18 protein-coding genes are annotated in these 17,485 nt (G+C 67.5%); 12 read left to right on the top strand and 6 right to left on the bottom strand.

Annotation, left to right across the window (positions count from 1 at the left end):
- Positions 1-19: 19 nt before the first annotated feature.
- The 8 genes from BXU08_RS06280 to BXU08_RS06250 are packed head-to-tail and all read left to right on the top strand — an operon-like array spanning position 20 to position 5,065.
- Positions 20-331 carry a hypothetical protein gene (locus tag BXU08_RS06280; protein ID WP_077509279.1) on the top strand — a complete coding sequence of 104 codons (312 nt, stop codon included), beginning with the start codon at positions 20-22 and terminating at the stop codon, positions 329-331.
- Between the two features lie 12 nt (positions 332-343).
- Complete coding sequence (locus BXU08_RS06275) at positions 344-739, top strand: hypothetical protein (RefSeq protein WP_150125440.1); 396 nt, start codon at positions 344-346, stop codon at positions 737-739.
- Positions 740-775: 36 nt separating this feature from the next.
- Positions 776-1,525, top strand: coding sequence for a type III secretion system inner membrane ring lipoprotein SctJ (sctJ, locus tag BXU08_RS06270; RefSeq protein WP_150125439.1), 750 nt, complete (start codon positions 776-778; stop codon positions 1,523-1,525).
- A complete protein-coding gene (locus BXU08_RS19985; RefSeq protein WP_171982437.1) occupies positions 1,522-2,040 on the top strand; it encodes a hypothetical protein in 519 nt (172 codons plus the stop codon). Before sctJ ends, BXU08_RS19985 begins: the two co-directional genes overlap by 4 nt.
- On the top strand, positions 2,037-2,645 hold the full coding sequence (locus BXU08_RS06265) for a FliH/SctL family protein (RefSeq protein ID WP_171982436.1): 609 nt from the start codon (positions 2,037-2,039) through the stop codon (positions 2,643-2,645). Before BXU08_RS19985 ends, BXU08_RS06265 begins: the two co-directional genes overlap by 4 nt.
- Positions 2,638-3,963: a FliI/YscN family ATPase gene (locus BXU08_RS06260; protein WP_077509276.1), complete on the top strand. Its 1,326-nt coding sequence runs from the start codon at positions 2,638-2,640 to the stop codon at positions 3,961-3,963. Before BXU08_RS06265 ends, BXU08_RS06260 begins: the two co-directional genes overlap by 8 nt.
- Positions 3,960-4,418, top strand: coding sequence for a hypothetical protein (locus BXU08_RS06255; RefSeq protein WP_077509275.1), 459 nt, complete (start codon positions 3,960-3,962; stop codon positions 4,416-4,418). The genes BXU08_RS06260 and BXU08_RS06255 overlap by 4 nt, the downstream gene beginning before the upstream one ends.
- Positions 4,418-5,065 carry a hypothetical protein gene (locus BXU08_RS06250; protein ID WP_077509274.1) on the top strand — a complete coding sequence of 216 codons (648 nt, stop codon included), beginning with the start codon at positions 4,418-4,420 and terminating at the stop codon, positions 5,063-5,065. The genes BXU08_RS06255 and BXU08_RS06250 overlap by 1 nt, the downstream gene beginning before the upstream one ends.
- Before the next feature lie 108 nt (positions 5,066-5,173).
- Here the strand turns inward: BXU08_RS06250 and BXU08_RS06245 are convergent, their stop codons facing one another.
- Positions 5,174-6,049, bottom strand: coding sequence for an ankyrin repeat domain-containing protein (locus BXU08_RS06245; protein ID WP_150125438.1), 876 nt, complete (start codon positions 6,047-6,049; stop codon positions 5,174-5,176).
- A gap of 41 nt (positions 6,050-6,090) precedes the next feature.
- Entirely contained in the window at positions 6,091-7,188 is a 1,098-nt protein-coding gene (locus tag BXU08_RS20175) for a DUF2974 domain-containing protein (RefSeq protein WP_216352902.1), read from the bottom strand.
- A gap of 130 nt (positions 7,189-7,318) precedes the next feature.
- Between BXU08_RS20175 and BXU08_RS06235 the strand changes: the two genes are divergently transcribed.
- Both BXU08_RS06235 and BXU08_RS06230 read left to right on the top strand, forming a co-directional pair.
- Positions 7,319-8,263, top strand: coding sequence for a C2 family cysteine protease (locus BXU08_RS06235; protein ID WP_077509271.1), 945 nt, complete (start codon positions 7,319-7,321; stop codon positions 8,261-8,263).
- 64 nt (positions 8,264-8,327) lie between these two features.
- Positions 8,328-8,735 carry a hypothetical protein gene (locus BXU08_RS06230; protein WP_150125436.1) on the top strand — a complete coding sequence of 136 codons (408 nt, stop codon included), beginning with the start codon at positions 8,328-8,330 and terminating at the stop codon, positions 8,733-8,735.
- A 114-nt stretch (positions 8,736-8,849) separates the two neighbouring features.
- On the opposite strand, the gene BXU08_RS06225 is transcribed toward BXU08_RS06230, so the two are convergent.
- Positions 8,850-9,791, bottom strand: coding sequence for a DUF1080 domain-containing protein (locus BXU08_RS06225; protein ID WP_150125435.1), 942 nt, complete (start codon positions 9,789-9,791; stop codon positions 8,850-8,852).
- Positions 9,792-9,933: 142 nt separating this feature from the next.
- Between BXU08_RS06225 and BXU08_RS06220 the strand changes: the two genes are divergently transcribed.
- On the top strand, positions 9,934-11,757 hold the full coding sequence (locus BXU08_RS06220; protein WP_077509268.1) for a DUF885 family protein: 1,824 nt from the start codon (positions 9,934-9,936) through the stop codon (positions 11,755-11,757).
- Here BXU08_RS06220 and BXU08_RS06215 read toward each other — a convergent pair.
- The 3 genes from BXU08_RS06215 to BXU08_RS06205 all read right to left on the bottom strand — a co-directional run bounded on the left by BXU08_RS06215 (position 11,754) and on the right by BXU08_RS06205 (position 14,188).
- Complete coding sequence (locus BXU08_RS06215) at positions 11,754-13,064, bottom strand: MFS transporter (protein ID WP_253190523.1); 1,311 nt, start codon at positions 13,062-13,064, stop codon at positions 11,754-11,756. The two genes, BXU08_RS06220 and BXU08_RS06215, sit on opposite strands and share 4 nt — an antisense overlap.
- Positions 13,065-13,195: 131 nt before the next feature.
- Entirely contained in the window at positions 13,196-13,465 is a 270-nt protein-coding gene (locus BXU08_RS06210; protein ID WP_077509267.1) for a helix-turn-helix transcriptional regulator, read from the bottom strand.
- Positions 13,466-13,690: 225 nt separating this feature from the next.
- Positions 13,691-14,188 carry a gluconokinase, GntK/IdnK-type gene (locus BXU08_RS06205; RefSeq protein ID WP_077512069.1) on the bottom strand — a complete coding sequence of 166 codons (498 nt, stop codon included), beginning with the start codon at positions 14,186-14,188 and terminating at the stop codon, positions 13,691-13,693.
- A 206-nt stretch (positions 14,189-14,394) separates the two neighbouring features.
- On the opposite strand from BXU08_RS06205, the gene BXU08_RS06200 reads away from it, so the two are divergent.
- Positions 14,395-17,418 carry a glycosyl hydrolase family 28-related protein gene (locus BXU08_RS06200; protein WP_077509266.1) on the top strand — a complete coding sequence of 1,008 codons (3,024 nt, stop codon included), beginning with the start codon at positions 14,395-14,397 and terminating at the stop codon, positions 17,416-17,418.
- Positions 17,419-17,485: the final 67 nt, after the last annotated feature.

The raw sequence follows: 17,485 nt of genomic DNA, 5'->3' as shown, positions 1-17,485 counted from the left end.
TGTGTGAAGGAGTAGAGTCATGTCGAATTCGATCACGAACGGACTTACCAACATCTCGCTTTCGCCGTTGACCGGCAACAAGATGAACAAGGGCTCGGCGCCGGGAACCTGGTTCGAGGCACTGGCGGACAGCTGGGGTCAGACGCTCGACAAGCAGGCGACGCGGATCGAGGCGATGTCGAACGAGGTCGGCAACAACGGCAGCGACAATCCCTCGCAGATCACCAAGCTGACGGCCGAATCGATGCGGATGTCGTTCATGGCGAACAGCTCGTCGAGCTCGATCGACAGCGTCGGCAAGGCGCTCGAGACGATGGCCCGCAAGAACTAATCGGAGGCGATCATGTCGATCGAAGCCATTGCAGGGGCGATGGCGAGTTCCGCCTTCGCCCCCATGCCGGCCGACCTCGTTCAGGCAAGCCCGAACGCGTCGGTTTCGGATATCACCAGCTTCCAGGGCTCGCTCTCGGCGATGAGTCCTGGCGGCGGCGTCGGCGCGGACGCGCTGGGGCCGGCGATGCAGGCGATGTTCAGCCAGATCGAGCGCGTCAACGGCGAGGCGAAGAGCGTGTCCGAATACGCCAAGACCGCGCAGGCGAGCGGATCGGAAATGACCCCAGGCGAAGTGGTCGATCTGACCATGAAGTGCCACGAGTTCATGTTCCACTGCCAGCTGACCTCGAACATCGCCAACCGCACGTCGGACGGCATCCAGCAGCTATTCCGGCAGCAATCGTGAGGCCTGCATTGCCGGTCTCACGCATGGAGAACTGACATGGGCAAGTTTGCCCGAAACATGCGCCCGGCCCTGATCGGGCTCTGCCTTCTGCTTGCCGCGTGCGGCAGGGCGGAGCTCTATTCGAAGCTCACCGAGACCCAGGCCAACGAGATGATCGCGGTGCTACAGAGCGCCGGGATCAGCGCGACCAAGACCGAGGCCGGCGAGAAGGGCTGGACGCTGCAGACCGACAAAGGCGATTTCAGCCGTGCGGTCGAAGTGCTTCACAGCCAGGGCTATCCCCGCGAGGAATTCGCCTCGCTGGGGACAGTGTTCAAGCGCGAGGGGCTGGTCTCCTCGCCGACCGAGGAGAAGGCGCGGCTGGTCTATGGCATGAGCCAGGAACTGTCGCACACCATCTCGGAGATCGACGGCGTCGTGCAGGCGCGCGTCCATCTGGTGATGCCGGACGACAAGCCGCTGGCCGAGACCGGGCAGCCTTCCTCGGCGTCGGTGTTCATCAAATACCGCAACGGTGCCAATATCGAGACCCAGATCAGCAAGGTGAAGGCACTGGTGGTCAATTCGGTCCAGGGCCTCAAATACGAGAACGTCTCGGTCGAGACTTTCCCGGCCCAGCCGCTGCCGACGGTGGCACGCAAGGATGGCGGGGACGTGCTCAACGCCAATCTGGTCGGCGTCGCGATCGCGGGGCTCCTCCTGCTCATCGCCGCGCTCGGCTATCCGAGCCTGCGGCGCTGGCAGCAGCGGCGCAACGCGGTCGCCCGGCGTGAGGGTGGCGTATGAGAGCAGCCGAGCAACGCGCGACGCTGGCGGCGATCGGCAACGATCTCGTCGCGGTTGAGGGCGGGCCCGGCTCGCGCCGCGCCGCCTTGCTGCTCAAGCAATTGAACGGCTGCGAGGATCCGGCAGCGTGCTTCGCCGATCTGCCCAGTGCCCCGGCCTGGCTCCGGCTGCCTGCCGCCGCGCAGCGCAAGCTGGCGCTGCGCGTCGCATTGCTATGGATGGGCGATACGCTGGCCGGGTCGATCGACGGTGCCTGGCTCGGCAAGCTCGCCGAAGTTGCGGGCGAGGACCTGCTCGACTGGGCGATCGCGACGATCCCGACGATGCCGAAAGCGCCCGCGCGCTGGCTCGACGCGGACGAGCTCGAAATCTACGGCTTCTCGCTGCTGCGCGAGCAACTGCCGATGCCGTTGCGCGGTTATCTGCCGTGGCGCGCCGACCATCTGGCGCTGGCGTGCCCGCGCGATGCACTCGATGCCTTTGTCGACGCGGCAGTCGAGGCGGCACGCGAATGACTTTCCTCGTCCTCCATGCCGATCGGCTCGCGACTGCGCTGACCGACGAGCCGCTGGTTCCTGCGCGGGACGTCGGCCAGGTGCAGGACGCGCTCGCGCTGTTTGCCGAGGCCGGCCACCTGCGTAGCGGCGCCGAAGGCGCGATCGACGCCGCGCGCGAGGCCGCACATGCCGCAGGCTTCGCCGCCGGACGCGACGAAGGCCTCGCCGCCGCCGAGACCGAGCGCCAGGCCGAGCTGTTCCGCATCGCCATGCGCGACAGCGAATTGCAGCGCGAACGGCAGAAGGACATCGCCCGCCTCGCGCTCGAAGTGATCCGCCGTATCGCCGGCGACTTGGACGACGGCGTCATGGTGGCCGGCCTCGCAGAGCGCGCCGCCGCGCAGCTTGCGCCGGACAGCGTGGCGGTAGTCCGCGTCGCGCCCGGTGCGGTCGAGATGGTCCGGGTGCAACTCGACGGGCGAACCGGGCTCAGCGTCGAGGGCGATCCCGCGCTCGGCAACCAGGATTGCGTGATCGAGACTGCGCTCGGGCGCACCCATGCGGGGCTGGATACCCAACTCGCCCAGATCGAGCGGATGTGGGCCGAGACGCTGCATGGCTGACGGCCCCGTCACCACGGTCGACCAGCTGCTCGCCGGGCTTCAGCGCAGCCCGACGGTCGAACGGCGCGGGCGGCTGGTCGAGATATTGGGCACCACGCTCAAGGTGACCGGCATCGCCCCGCGGATCGGCGATTTCTGCGAAGTGATCGAGCCGTCGAGCGGGCGTGTCGTGCCCGTCGAAGTCGTCGGCATCGCGGGGCAGGCGACGATCCTGACGCCGCTCGGCGACGTGCGCGGGCTCTCGGTCGATGCCGAAGTGATCGTGCGCAGCGGCGAGGATCTGGTGCCCTGGGGCGAGGGGCTGCTCGGCCGCGTGCTCGACGGGCGTGGGCGACCGATCGACGGCAAGGGCGATCTCGCGCCCGATCTCCAGCGCAGGCCGCTGCACGCGCCCGCGCCCCAGCCGATGGAGCGCGCGCTGATCGATACGCCGCTGCCCACCGGCGTACGCGCGATCGATACGCTGCTCACCCTTGGCCGCGGCCAGCGGCTAGGCGTTTTCGCCGCGGCGGGCGGCGGCAAGTCGACCTTGCTCGGCATGTTGGCGCGCTTTGCCAAGGCCGATGTCATCGTCATCGCGCTGATCGGCGAGCGTGGTCGCGAAGTCCGCGAGTTCATCGAGGATGCGCTGGGCGAGGAGGGCCTCGCCCGCGCGGTGATCGTCTGCGCCACCTCGGATCGCGCGGCGATGGAGCGCGTCCGCGCCGCGCACCACGCCACGGCCATTGCCGAGGGCTTCCGCAGCGAAGGCCGCAACGTGCTGCTGCTGATGGACTCGGTCACGCGCTTCGCCCGCGCGCTCCGCGAGATCGGGCTCGCGGCGGGCGAGCCCGCGGTGCGCCGCGGCTTCCCGCCCTCGGTCTTCGCCGAGCTGCCCCGCCTGTTCGAGCGCGCCGGCAACGACAGCGTCGGATCGATCACGGGGATCTACACCGTGCTGGTCGAGGATGAGGAAGGCGACGATCCGATCGGCGAGGAAGTGCGCTCGATCCTCGACGGCCACGTCATCCTGTCGCGAAAGCTCGGCGCGGCGGGCCATTATCCCGCGATCGATGTGCTCGGCAGCCTCAGCCGCCTGTTCCCCCGGCTCGCCGATCCGGCGCATCGCGATGCGGCGACGCGGGTCCGCGCGCTGCTTGCCAAGCATGCCGAGATCGAGTTCCTCGTTCAGGTCGGCGAATACCGTGCGGGTGCCGATCCGCTCGCCGACCGAGCGATCGCAGCCAAGCCCGAGATCGACACGCTGCTGCGCCAGGACACCAACCGCTCCGAGGACTTCCAGACCTCGCTGATGCTATTGCGCGGCGTCGCCGGATGACGGCCGCGCGCGATCAACAGCGCCAGGCCAAGTCGCTGGTCCGGCTGCGCGCGGTGCGAATGCAGAGCGCCGCGGTCGCGCTGGCCGAAGCGCGCGCCGCCACCGCCGCGGCCGAGCGCGAGCGCGCCGATGCCGATGCTGCCGCCGAAATCGCCGACAGTGCGATGGCGCAGGCGCATGCCGATCTCGCCACCGATCCGGCCGAGGCCGAGCGGCTGCTCGCAATGGTCGATCGCAGCCATTTCCGCCGCTCGGTGGCGCGCAGCGCGCTCAACGACGCGCGCGAGGGCGAGCGGCTGTGCGGCGAGACCGAGGCCGATCGGCGCAAGGCAATGATTCTCGCGCGCGCGCGGCACGATCGGCTTGCCGACCATGCCGGGCAGGCGCTGCGGCGCTGGGAGCGCCGGCAGGAAGAGCGCGTCGCGCTCGACACACTCGAAGCAAGGAAGTCGTGATGACTCGCGTCAGTTCTTCGGAAGCCAAGCCGATCCGCCAGCTCGGTCGTGCGCCGATCCAGGGCGGCAACCAGCCGGCTCCCGACGATGTCCGCGCGATGAAGGATGCGCTCGGCAAGGCGCGCAGCCAGTTCCAGGCCAAGGAAGTGCCCGTGAAGGATCAGGGCACGCAAGCGCCCAAGCTCGGCAAGGGGCTGGCCCAGGCCGATCGCCGCGGCGAAGTGCCGGTCCAGCAGCGCGAGGCAGCGGGCGATTTCCGCGAGGCGTCGCTGCGCCAGGAGCGCGAGGCGCGCGAGCGGCAGGATGGGCTGTTCGGCTTTGCCGGCCACACCCAGCCCCAGGCGATGCCGATGCCCGTGATGCCCGCGGCGCATGTCGATCCCGGCGCCTTCGCGCAGATGCTTGCCGATCTGTGGACGCGCGAGAACGGCAAGGGCACCAAGGAAGTCACGGTGACCTTCGGCGACGGCGCCTGGCCCGCCACCGGCGCGCGGCTGGTCCGCAACGCCGCGGGCGCGCTCGACGTGTCGCTGCTGCTCGGCAACGGCGCGCCGCCCTATGACGGGACGATGCGCGAACTCGAAGCGCAGCTGCGCGAGGCGGGGGTGGCGCTGGGCAGCCTGTCGACCGAGGCGGCGTTTACCTAACCATCGTTCGCCTTGAGCTTGTCGAAGGGCCGTCCTTCCTTCTCCCGACGCAGGCAGAAAGAAAACGGTGCTTCGACAAGCTCAGCACGAACGGGGTTGGGACGTAGCTTAATTCGCCCGCTGCGCATTCGCCTTGAGGATCGCCAGCACTTCCGCCGGCACCGGCTTCGCACCCGTCCCTGCGGGCGGCCATTGCCCCGCCGCCGCGGCATTGCGCACTTCGCGGAACGACGGCACCGGCTCGGGCCAGCCGAGCTTCTTGAGCTGCGCCGCCAGCCGCTGCTGCGCTTGCGCTTCCTCGGCCGAATCGGTGAGCATCTTGGTGGTCGCGGCGGTGCCGAGATTGGCGCCGCCGCTGTCGATCGCCCAGGCATCTGCGCCGCGATCGAGCAGCAGTTCGGCGATGCGGAAATGCTCCATGTCGAGCGCGGTGTGGAGCGGGCGGTTGCCGGTCGCCTCCATCACCTCGGGGTCGGCGCGGAAATCGAGCAGCATCCGCACTGCGCCGAGCGAATTGAGCGTGATTGCGGTGCGCATCGGTCCGCTCGGCATGCCTGCCGGATTGGGGCTCGCCCCGGCCTTGAGCAGCCGACGCGCGAAATCGGGATCCTTGGCGCGCAGCGCGAGGCGCAGCGGCAGGCCCTTGTCTTCGACGCCGTTGAGCGGGGCGCCGCCGCGGATGACGAGATCGACCGCTTCGGCACGGCAAGTGGAGAGCGCGACCGACAGCATGTCGTAATGCGTGCCCACGCGTCGACGGGCGAGCCCGGGATCGCCGCGCAGCAATTGCCCGGCCCTGGCCAGATCGCCGTCGTACAGCGCTTCGGCAAAGTCGCGGGCGGCGGCTCCCAGCCGCTGGTCGGTGAGGGTATCGCGGCGCGACGGAAGCTCGGTGCCGGGCACGAAGCAATCGGCGCGCGCATCGCTTTCGCAGCCCATCGTCATGAGCGCGAGCGCGGGGCTGAGGAGGAATAGTTTTCGCACACGCCGCACCCTCGTCCTATCGCAGGTGGTGCGTCAACCGTTCAGCGGCCCGCTTGTGCCGCGGTGCCGGCGAGAACCCAGTCCATGCTGTGGCGATCGATCGGGTTGATCGAGTCCCACCACTGCGCGTCCTCGGGGCGGACATTGGGGAGATCGTGCTGCGCGCCATAGGCTTCGGGCAGGTCGACCACTGCGCCGCCGACGATCCCTCCGCCGATGCCGCCGGTGACCAGGCTGCCGAGCCCCGCGCCGACAGCGCGGTCGCCGCCCTCCTGGAACGAAGTCAGGATTTCGCCGGGTACGCGGTAATTGTTGATCGACGAAGTGCCGCGGCCGGCCGCTTCGGCGACGGCCTGTGCCTTTTCGATCGTGTTCTGGTGCAGCCCTGCGGCGTTGAACGTGTCGGCCGGGCGGCCCGAGGCGATCGCTGCCTCCGCCGCGAGCCCACCGCCGAGCGAATGCCCGACCAAGGTGACATCGGCATCGGTGCGCGCGAGCTTCTTCCCGATCTCCAGCGCGTTGGCGTAATGGGTCGAATCGAGACCGATGCCCTGCTGGGCGTTGCTCTTCCAGTCGTCCCCCGACTGGCTGCCGCGGAACACGACGGTGTAGCTTTCCTGCCCCGCTTCGCCGCTGACATAGACGCGGGCGCGGAAGCTGCTTTCGCCGGGCTGCTCGAGCATGTCCTTGGTCAGGCCCAGCCGGGCGAGATCGGCGTCGTTCGCGGCGCGATAGCCCGAGGGCGGGCTGGGCACGTCGTTATAGACGTCCTTGGCGAGCAGCGCGTTGGTGTGCACTTGCTGGAGGTCAGGCGCGTCGTTCGCGGCGAAATTCGGCGCCGAAGGTCCGGTCGCGCCGGTGACCGGCGACAGCGTGGCGAGATGCACCGGCTCGACTGCAGACGCGCTGCCCGTGCCAGCGGCGAAGGGAAGTGCGCCCTGATCATTGGCGGCGCGCTGCTGGAGGGAGTCGGCGCCATCGGTCCGGGGGGAGGATGCCGATGGCGCCGAATGCAGCGCCGGAGTTACGCGCGACGGCTGCCAGTCCGAACGATATGCCTCTGCGTCTTTCGACGTTGAGGGCGGGGTCGACGGGGGAGTCGACGCCGTGTTGGTTGGGGCTGCTCTGTTTACCTGCATCGCGCGCCGTCCTTCGATCGGATGCTGCACTAGATGCCGGGCGCGCACCCTGTGCGCCATAATCGATCCGATTATCGCCGGTGCTGCGCGCAGGGCGCATAGGTCGCGTGAAAGAATTGGGAGAGTCGGCATGCTCGAGGCCGCCGGAAGCATTGCAACCCGTTTCAACCTGGAGTCGCTGCTCGCAGGTTCGTCGGTGTCGGTGCCGGGATTCCGTATCCCGATCGACGGCGGCGGCAGCGGCACCAAGCCCGCCGAAGTCCGCTTCGACGCCGCCGATCTCTACGGCGCCCAAGGCCCGACCTCCGCCGACATCCGCCAGGATGCGCTGGGCGACTGCTATTTCGTCGCCACGCTGGGCGCGCTGGCGCAGCAGCAGCCCGATGCGGTCCGCAACATGATCAGCTTCGACGCGGGCACCGGCAATTTCACTGTCCAGCTCCATGACAGTAACGGCGATCCACAGTCGGTGACCGTCACCCAGGCCGAAGTTGAGGACAATCTCGCACGTTTGGGCGGATCGACTGCCGACAATAGCGGGCTCGACGGCCCGATCTGGCCCGCGGTCGCCGAGACTGCCTATGCCAAGATCCACGACAGCAACCCCGCCGACGGATTGACCGAGGGCTATACCGCGATCGCCAATGGCGGCTGGCCTCAGGACGCGATGCAGGCGATCACCGGCGATCGCGGCGACGAGATCCGCTATTCCGAGGGCTTTTTCGAAAGCGAGAATTCGGCACTCGACCGGATGGCCGGGCAAGTCGATGCAGCCTTGTCCAACCACCGCCCGGTGACCTTGTGGACCGTCCCCGAGAACCAGAGCCTGTGGGACAAGATCCGCGGCAATGAGGGCACGCAGGACGGGCTGGTCGACAATCATGTCTACACCGTCGAGGGCATCCACCAGAATGCCGAGGGCGAATGGATGGTGTCCGTGCGCAATCCGTGGAGCACCAACATGAACGTAGGCGAGGGGAAGGACACCGCATCGCCGACGATGGAAGTGCCGTTGCGCACCCTCGCCGATACCGGCGGCGCCGAGGCGTTCACCGTCGGGCCGGCACCGCGCTGAAGCTCATGCGTTCAGGGTTGAGCGGTTCGCGCAAAGCGGGCAAGCTCGGCGTGAAGGACATCCCTTGCTGAAAGCGGCGCTCTTGAGTCTGTTTGCCTTTCTGGGCCTTGTCCGCGGGTTCGACCTCGCGTCGCTGCCGGCACCGGCCGGCGCCGGACCCAGCACCGATCCAGCGGAGCGACGGGCATTGCACGGGCTGGCGCAGGACGTGTCCAAGGACGGCGTCACGATAGAAGGCGAGCGCCTTTTCGCGGTGCGGAAGGACATCCCCTGGGTCGCGATCGCGAAGCGCATCGACAATCTGGCGCGTCAGCGCGGTGCCACGGCGGTCGCGCTGCCCGGCGCGGATCCCGGCAAGAAACTCGCACAGGCGTGGCGCGGCCAGGATGGACGCGGCGTGCTGGTTGCGATGCTGGCCTCCCCGACCGGCGGGACCGTCGCGTATTTCGCAGTGCGGTTCGCGGATCGCTGATCCAGGCGATCGACTCGCGCGTGAACCGCACGAGCGGGGCCTGCTCCCCTATGATTGAGAAGTGAGCAAGCTGCCGATCGGGACCGCTCGGCCGGTGGTCACGAAAGTCCTGCGCTAGCCGCCCGACGCCACCAGCCGGGGCAGGCTGCGGATCGGCTCGACGGTGATCGCGCGGAACCAGGTCTCCGCGCCTTCGGACTGGAGCTGGATCTGCCCATGCGTCAGCGGCTGCCGCGTGCCGTCGGGCCCGATGACCGCCAGGTCGCGCACCTCGGCGACCGGAACGCCGTTGACGACATGGATCGCGCGATCGCCCAGGACGTACAGGTCGAGCGTGTTCCACTCGCCGGCCGGACGCTCGGCATCGGTGGCGGCTTCGACATTCCAAGTCAGGGTGCCGTTGACCATGTCGATTTCCCGGCCACCGGCGCGAAAGCGCAGGTGCGGCGCGATCAGCGACGGATCAAACGCGACGGTCGTCTTCGCGCGTACCCTGGTGCCGACGGTGACGATCATGCCCGTCGAGCCTTTCATGATCTCGAACTCGACCGACGGACGCCACGTCCCGAACACCTCTCCCGGTGCGCCATGGGTGTGATAGAGCAAGCCGTTGTTCTGCGGCTGCGTTTCGCGCGGCGTCCAGGTCTTCGCACCCCATTTATACTCGAGCCGGAGATGATAGTCGCGAAGGTCGGCCCGGTGGACGAGGCTGCCCCAGGTCTCGCCCTTGATCCAGATCGCGGGCGCGCCATCGACCTGGCGGACCGCGAAGTCGCCGCGCGTGTCGCGGCCGGTGCCGATCGCGGCGCTGTTCGGACTGGATTTGTAGGTCACCGCAGGGTCGGGATAGCCGAGCCATGGCTGCCAGTCGTCCAGGCTGCGCCCGTCGAACAGTGCGATCGGCTTTCCCGTCGGGTGCGGCAGATCGACGAGGGTCAGGCGCTGCGGCGCCGAAACGGGCTCGCCTGCGATCGCCCGCGCCTGCTCAGTCGCGCTCTGTGCCGATGCCGCCGCCGGCAGCAACAGCATCGCCCATAGTGTCCGGCGTACCTCCATGATCCCCTCCTTCGTACAATCGCGATTCTGTGCGTCTTTGCCCGATCTGTAGCGGAGGGCGTCGCGGCGTTGCTAGCCCGCCCCAAAAACGGCAGGAGATTCGCATTCGGCTGAAAACGCCCCGATGCGATAGGAGATTTTAATGCGTCCCGCTCTCTTTCTGATGCTGCTCCCCGTCGTGCCGCTCCTGCAGGCGGGCGCTCCGGCCACGGGGCAGGTGACGCAGGCGGAAACGCAGGATGCGGCGCTGCTCGAATTTCTCGACCAGGCCTATGACGCCCAGATCCGCCTCAGTCCCGAAGCGCAGACCCAATTGGGGTTCAAGACCGACTATGATCGGCTGGACGATTACACCGACGCGGCGGCGCGCCGTAAGCAGGACCTCGCCGCGCAACAACTGAAAGAGATGCGCGCGCGCTTCCGGCCCGAGCAACTGAGCGAAAGCGCCCGGGTCAGCTATCGCCTGTTCGAATATGAAGTCGAGCGGAGCCGGGAGTCGTTCCGCTTCCGCAAGCTGCGGTTTCCCGTCTCGACCAACGGCAGCCCGGCCGGGGCCATCCCGGTGCTGCTCATCAACAATCACAAGGTCGACAGCGTCGCCGATGCACAAGCCTATATCGCGCGCCTTCGCGATACCGAGCGGGTGATGCGCGAAGTCGCCGCGCTGATGCGCGAGCAGGCCGCCGCCGGGATCGTGCCCAACAAGGTCAATTTCGCCCCCGCGCGTGCCGATGCGCGCAAGGTCATCACCGGCGCCCCGTTCGACAATGGCCCGGATTCGACGCTGATGGCGGATTTCCGCACCAAGGTCGGCAAGCTGGACGCGCCGCAAGCGACCAAGGCCAAGTTGCTTGCCGACGCCCAGGCCGCGCTCACCGGGCCGTTCCAGCGAGGCTTTGCGTCGCTGTTCGCCGCGCTCGACGCAGTCGAGCCCAGGTCCAAGGGCAATTTCGGCGCCTGGAGCCTGCCGAATGGCGCAGCCTATTATGCCGATCGGCTGAAGAGCTCGACGACGACCAGCCTGAGCGCCGACCAGATCCATGCGCTCGGCCTCGGCCAAGTCGCCGCGATCCGCCGGGAGATGGAGGCGATCAAGCGCGAAGTCGGCTTCACCGGCACGCTCGAACAATTCTTCGATCAAATCCGGACGGATCCGAAGTTCAAATACCCCAACACCGAAGCGGGTCGCGAAGAGTATCTGCGCGATGCACGCGCCGTGATTGCGTCGGTGCTCGAAGTGGCGCCCCGCTATTTCCGCGTGCTGCCCAAGGCGCCGCTGGAGGTGCGCGCGGTGGAAAAGTGGCGCGAAGGCACGGCTTCCACTGCCTTCTACAACCGGCCCTCGGCCGACGGGTCACGGCCGGGCATCTACTATGTCAATCTCGTCGACATGAACCAGACGCAGAAGGTCCAGGTCGCCGGGATCGCCGCGCATGAGGGCGCGCCCGGGCATCATTTCCAGATCGCGCGCCAACAGGAACTCACCGGACTCCCCAAGTTCCGCAAGTTCGGCGGCTATGGCGCCTATACCGAGGGCTGGGGGCTCTATTCGGAGCGGCTGGCGAACGAGATGGGCGTCTACAAGGATCCCTATGCCCGGTTCGGGATGCTGTCGCTGCAAGTGTGGCGAGCGATCCGGCTGGTGCTCGACACCGGCATCCATTCCAAGCGCTGGACGCGCGACCAGGCGGTCGCCTATTTCCGTTCGAACAGCTCGGTTTCGGACACCGATATCGGCCGCGAAGTCGATCGCTATTTCAACTGGCCCGGCCAGGCGACGAGTTACATGGTCGGCCAGCTCAGGATCGCCGAACTCCGCGCGCGGGCAGAGCGGGAGCTGGGCGCACGCTTCGACATCCGCGATTTCCACGAAGCGGTGCTGGGGCAGGGCGCCTTGCCGCTCGACATCCTCGACGAGCAAGTCGCGCGATACATCGCGGCGCGGCGCGGGGCTCCCGCAAGTTAGGCGTTTGGCTTGCTACCGGTGATTCTGGGCAGAAGCACGAAGAAGCCCGCTGCGGAGAGCGCCAGCGCCACCGAGAGAAGGGCCATCGGCGCCAGGTTGCTGCCCGTCGCGTCGCGCACGGCGGGGACGGCGTTCTGCGCGACGAAACCGCCCAGATTGCCGACCGAGTTGATAGCGGCGAGGCCCGCGGCAGCATGCGCGCCCGTCAGCAGGCGCTGGGGCACGCTCCAGAACATCGGCTGTCCCGCGAAGACCGCCGCGGCGGCGAGGCACAGGCAGGCGAACTTCACTGCGGCGCCCGGAAGCAGCACGCTACCGAGCAGGGCGGCCGCGGCGACCAGCAAGGGAGCCACGATATGCCAGCGGCTTGCGCCGTACCGCGCGGCGTGGCGCGGTACTGCCCATAGCGCGAACGCGACGCAGACCCACGGGATCACGTTGATGACTCCGTTCTGCAGGTTCGAAGCGCCGAAGCCCTTGACGATCGTCGGCAGCCAATAGCTGAGCCCATAGGCACCGAGCGGCATTCCGAAATAGAGTCCGGCCAGTATCAGCACGCGCGGATCGAGCAGCGCACGCCATGCCGATCCTTCCAGCGCCTGTTTAGGCTCGGCGGCGAGTTCGGCCGCGAGCCAGGCCTTGTCCGTAGCGCTGAGGAAGCGTGCGTCCTGGGGCGTGCTGGGCAACGCCATCAGCACTACCGGGACCAGCAGCACGGCGGGTATGCCGGTGGCGATGAACACCCATTGCCAGCCGGCAAGGCCGGCGACACCGCCAAGCTCCAGCAGCGCGCCGCCGATCAGCGATCCGACTGCGTTGGCGACGGCGCTGGCGATCATGAACCAGCCGACCATCTGCGCGCGCCGTGCCTGGGGATACCAGAGTGTCAGCACATAGAGCACGCCGGGGAAGAAGCCCGCCTCCGCGACGCCCAGCAGGAAGCGCAGCACGTAGAACATCGTGGCGTCTTGGGTGAAGCCGAGCGCGAGCGTGATCAGCCCCCAGGTGCCCATGATCCGCGCGAACCACAGCCGCGCACCGACCCTGGCGAGGATCATGTTCGCCGGCGCCTCGAACAGGAAATAGCCGAGGAAGAACAGGCTGGCGCCCAGGCCATAGGCCGCTTCGGACAGGCCCAGCGCATCGACCATCTCCAGCTTTGCGTAGGAGACGTTCTGGCGATCGATATAGGCGATCAGATACAGGACGCAGAGCAGTGGCATCAGGCGGCGGCTGATCCGGCGGAGCGTGTCTTCGCCTTGCGGCGAGATCGGCGGCGCCCCGGCCATGGTCTGCTGGTCGTGCATGTTTTCGCCCCCTTGATGCAGGCCGCATTGTGGCGTTTCGACGCGCCGAATTACATTGAAATCGCGCGGACGGATTCGGTTACCGGTTGCGCGTGCCGGTCCTTGCCGGGAAGACCTTCAGGCTGCCGCGATCAGGCGACCAGCCGGAGCTGCCCGGCGGCGATTGCGGCCTGCGTGCGATTGCGGACATTGAGCTTTCGCATGACGGCGGTCATGTGAACCTTCACCGTCGCTTCGGCTATTCCGAGCTGGTAGGCGATCTGCTTGTTGAGCAGGCCGCTCCGCACGCAACGCAGCACTTCCATCTGGGTGGGGGTGAGTTGCGGCAAGGGCGGAGACGGGTGTGGAGTTCCGATCCCCGGATGGCCGAGATCGTCATGCAGATCGGTCGCGCCGTGCATCCTTGCCTCTCCCTTATGCCGATCCATCTGCAACGATACCGGTTCGCTTGCGCTACTCGGGTTGTGTGGATACGTTAACGCTACCATAAGCGAAGTTGTTGGACAGGTTCAAGCCATTATTTCGCGATCATACGCCCGCAAGGGACGAAATCTGGCGCTTGTTGTGATTTTGTCCCCGCGTGGCGATAAAACCTGTCCAACAGGTTTTGCGCCGAGGGGATTGCTTCAGGCGATGCGTTGCCGCTCTGCGAGCCGCGCAAGAACGCCATCCACCAGCCTGTTTGCCGGCTGTTCGGTCACGAGAACCAGCGCATCTTCCTCCGCGAGCGGCCGCTCCAGCGTGGCGAGTTGGCTGTCCAGCAGGCCGATCGGCATGAAATGCCCGGTGCGCGCCGTCAGGCGTTCGACCAGGCGCTCGCGGCTATTCTCGAGCAGGACCAGGTGCACCGGACATCCGATCGTCGCGCGCAGCCGGTCCCGGTGACGGCGACGCAGCGCCGAGCACGCGGTTACGGCGGTGCCATGTTCGGCGACGGCGTCGGCCGTCGCCGCGCCCAGCCGGTCGAGCCAGGGCCAGCGGTCCGCGTCCTCCAGCGGCTGTCCGCTGCGCATCTTCGCCACCGCCTCACGCGAATGATAGTCGTCGCCTTCGAGGAACCGGCACCCCAGCGCCTCGGCGAGCAGCGCGCCCAATGTCGATTTGCCGCACCCGCTCACGCCCATGACGATCACGGCGAAGGGCATGGCGGGGCGAGCAAAAGGCGGCAATCGGGCGTCCTCGAAAACTATGCCCAGCGGCTCCCACCGCAATCGGTGCGCATGCGTTTCTGGATCGGCGCTGTGGGATTGGGAACTACGACCTTGGTCGCAGATGCGGTCGGCGGGAGACCGGGCTAGCCAGCGGACCGATTGACGAGGGAGGTCCGACAATGCGTGGCATTCTGGTTGGCTTGCTCGGAGCGACGGCGCTCACGATGCCGGTGCAGGCATGGGCCCAGGGAAAATCGGTGTTTCCGACGGCCCCTGACGAACCGCGCGCCGTGACGGTGACTGCCAAGGGCGATGGCGTCGCCGACGACAGCGAGGCGCTCCAGCAGGCCTTCGATCGCGCGCGGGACGAGACCGGCCATGGCCTCGTGTTTCTGCCATCAGGCAAATATCGCATCACCCGCACGCTCGTCGTCCCGCCCGGGGTGCGCGTCTATGGCGTGGGCGCCACGCGTCCGGTGATCCGGCTCGGCGCCGCCACGCCCGGCTTCCAGCAGGGCGTCTCGACGATGATCGTGTTTGGCGGGGGCGACCAGTATAATGTCGGCCAGGTGCCCGTGCCCGTGCCCACGGTCGTGCCGCGCGACAAGATCGTCCGCGACGCCAATTCGGGCACGTTCTATTCGTCGATGCGCAATGTCGATATCGAGATCGCCGACGGCAATCCGGCTGCCGCGGGGGTGCGCTTCCGCATGGCGCAGCACGCATTCCTCAGCGACATGGAGTTTCGCCTCGGCACCGCCTTTGCCGGCGTCTACCAAGCAGGCAACGTCATCGAGAACGTCCATTTCAAGGGCGGGCGCTACGGCATCGTCTCCGAAAAGACCTCGCCTGCCTGGCAGTTCACGCTGCTCGATTCGACCTTCGAGGGACAGCGCGACGCCGCGATCCGCGAGCACGAGGCACGGCTCACCATGGTCAATGTCGCGATCCGCGACACGCCGGTCGGGATCGAGATCGATCGCGGCTACAGCGACTCGCTATGGGGCAAGGACGTCCGCTTCGAGAAGGTCAGCCGCGCCGCGGTGGTGATCTCCAACGAGGACAGAGTCTTCACCCAGATCGGCTTCGAGAATGCGCTGGCAGTCGATACGCCGGTGTTCGCGCGCTTCCGCGACAGCGGGCGGATGATCGAAGGCAAGGGCAGGGCCTATAAGGTCGCCTCGCTCAGCTATGGTCTCGCGGTGCCCGAGCTCGGCCAGAACGGCGTCTATGCGACCCAGGCGGACGTCCAGCCCCTGAAGCGGATGCCCGCCCGGCGCAAGCCGGCCATCCGCGCCTTGCCGCAAATGGCGAGCTGGGTGAACGTCCGCACGCTCGGCGTTATGGGCGACGGTCAGGCGGACGATACCGCCGCGATCCAGCGCGCGATCGATACGCGTCTCACCCTCTATTTCCCGACCGGCTTCTACAAGGTCACCGACCGATTGAAGCTCCGCCCCGATAGCGTTTTGATCGGGCTGCATCCCGCGCTGACCCAGCTCTACATTCCCGACAATAGCCCACGCCATGCCGGGGTCGGGCCGGTGGCACCGATCCTCGAGACGCCGCGCGGTGGCGACAATATCCTGTCCGGGCTCGGGCTGTTCACCGGTCGCGTCAATCCGCGCGCGTCCAATTTGCTATGGCGATCGGGCGCGAACAGCCTGGTCGAGGACGTCAAGATCATGGGCGGCGGCGGCACGCCCACGCCGGACGGCAAGCCGCTGGGGTCGCTGACCGCCCGCACCGGCGATCCGGTGACCGATGGCCGGATGGACGCGCAATATCCAAGCATCTGGGTCACCGACGGCGGCGGCGGCACCTTCGCCAATGTGTGGAGCCCCAACACGTTCGCATCGGCCGGCTTCACCGTCACCAACACCAGCACGCCCGGCCATGTCTATGAGATGTCGGTCGAGCACCACGCCCGCAACGAGTTCGTGCTCGACAATGTCGAGAACTGGGAGTTCCTCGCGCCGCAGACCGAGCAGGAAGTCGGCGACGGGCCCAACGCCGTGGGGCTGGAGATTCGCAACTCGCGCAACCTGCTGTTCGCCAATTATCACGGCTATCGCGTGACACGCAGCTACGCCCCGCAGCGCAGCGCCGTGAAGCTGTTCAATTCGAGCGACATCCGTTTCCGCAATGTCCACGTCAACGGTGAGAGCGGCTATGCGAGCTGCGACGACGAGGGCTGCGGGACCTTCCTGCGTGCGAGCAAATACCCGTTCGACAATGCGATCGAGGATGTGACGCGCGGGCTGACGGTGCGCGAGCGCGAGTTCGCCAGCCTCGATATCGGCGCGGCGGAGCGGAGCATCGCTGCGCCGACGCCGGGCACAGTGAAAGTCGACAAGGTCGCGGACGGCTTCTGGTCGATTTCGGGCGCGGCGGTCGATGCCAAGGGCGCGCTCTACTTCATAGACCGGCGCTTCCAGCGCATCCATCGCTGGACGCAAGCCAGGGGGCTGGAGATTGTCCGCGATCACGCGCTCGACCCGGTCAACCTGGCAATCGACAAGTCCGGACACCTGCTCGTGCTGTCGTCGCTCGGGCCAAAGGGCGCGGTCTATTCGCTGGACCCCGCCGGGCCGCCCGACGCGCTCACGCGGATCGAGCCGACGCCGGTGCGCGACGGGGCCAGGCGCGCGACGCTGCTTCCGGTCAATTGGTGGCACAATGGCGAGTTCCGCGACCAGCTCGACCACCAGAGCTACGAATTCACCACGCTTGCCGAGATGTTCGCGCGCGAAGCGGCCACGCCCAAGGCGCAAGAATATGTCTCGCCCGACGGCAGTCTCGCGCTTCCCGCGTTCCGCGTGTGGCAGCAGGGGCCGACCGACCATGTCGGCTGGCGCTGGTCGAACGGGCTCAACGCCAATGGGCTGGTGAGCGCGCGGCAGGGCGAGCGGCTGTTCGTCACCAATGGATCGGAAAACGTGACCTATAGCGGCGCGGTAGGAGCGGGCGGCACGATCGTCGACCTCAAGCCCTTCGCCAATCGCGGCGGCGAGAGCGTCGCAGTCGATGGCGACGGCCGGGTCTTCGTCGCGAACGGCCAGGTGTTCGTCTACGGCGCCGACGGCTCGGAAGCCGGGCGGATCGACGTGCCCGAACGCCCGCTGCAGATCCTGTTCGGCGGCCCGGACCGGCGGACACTGTTCATTCTCACCCACCATGCGCTCTACGCCGCCCGGCCCTGAGCCGGTTGCTACGACCTATGTCGTACGTGCGGCGGGGACGGGCTGAGGATAAACTTTGCGGGCGGCC

This window comes from Sphingomonas sp. LM7 (assembly GCF_002002925.1).
Classification (GTDB): domain Bacteria; phylum Pseudomonadota; class Alphaproteobacteria; order Sphingomonadales; family Sphingomonadaceae; genus Sphingomonas.
This window is presented reverse-complemented; position numbering and strand designations above follow the sequence as displayed.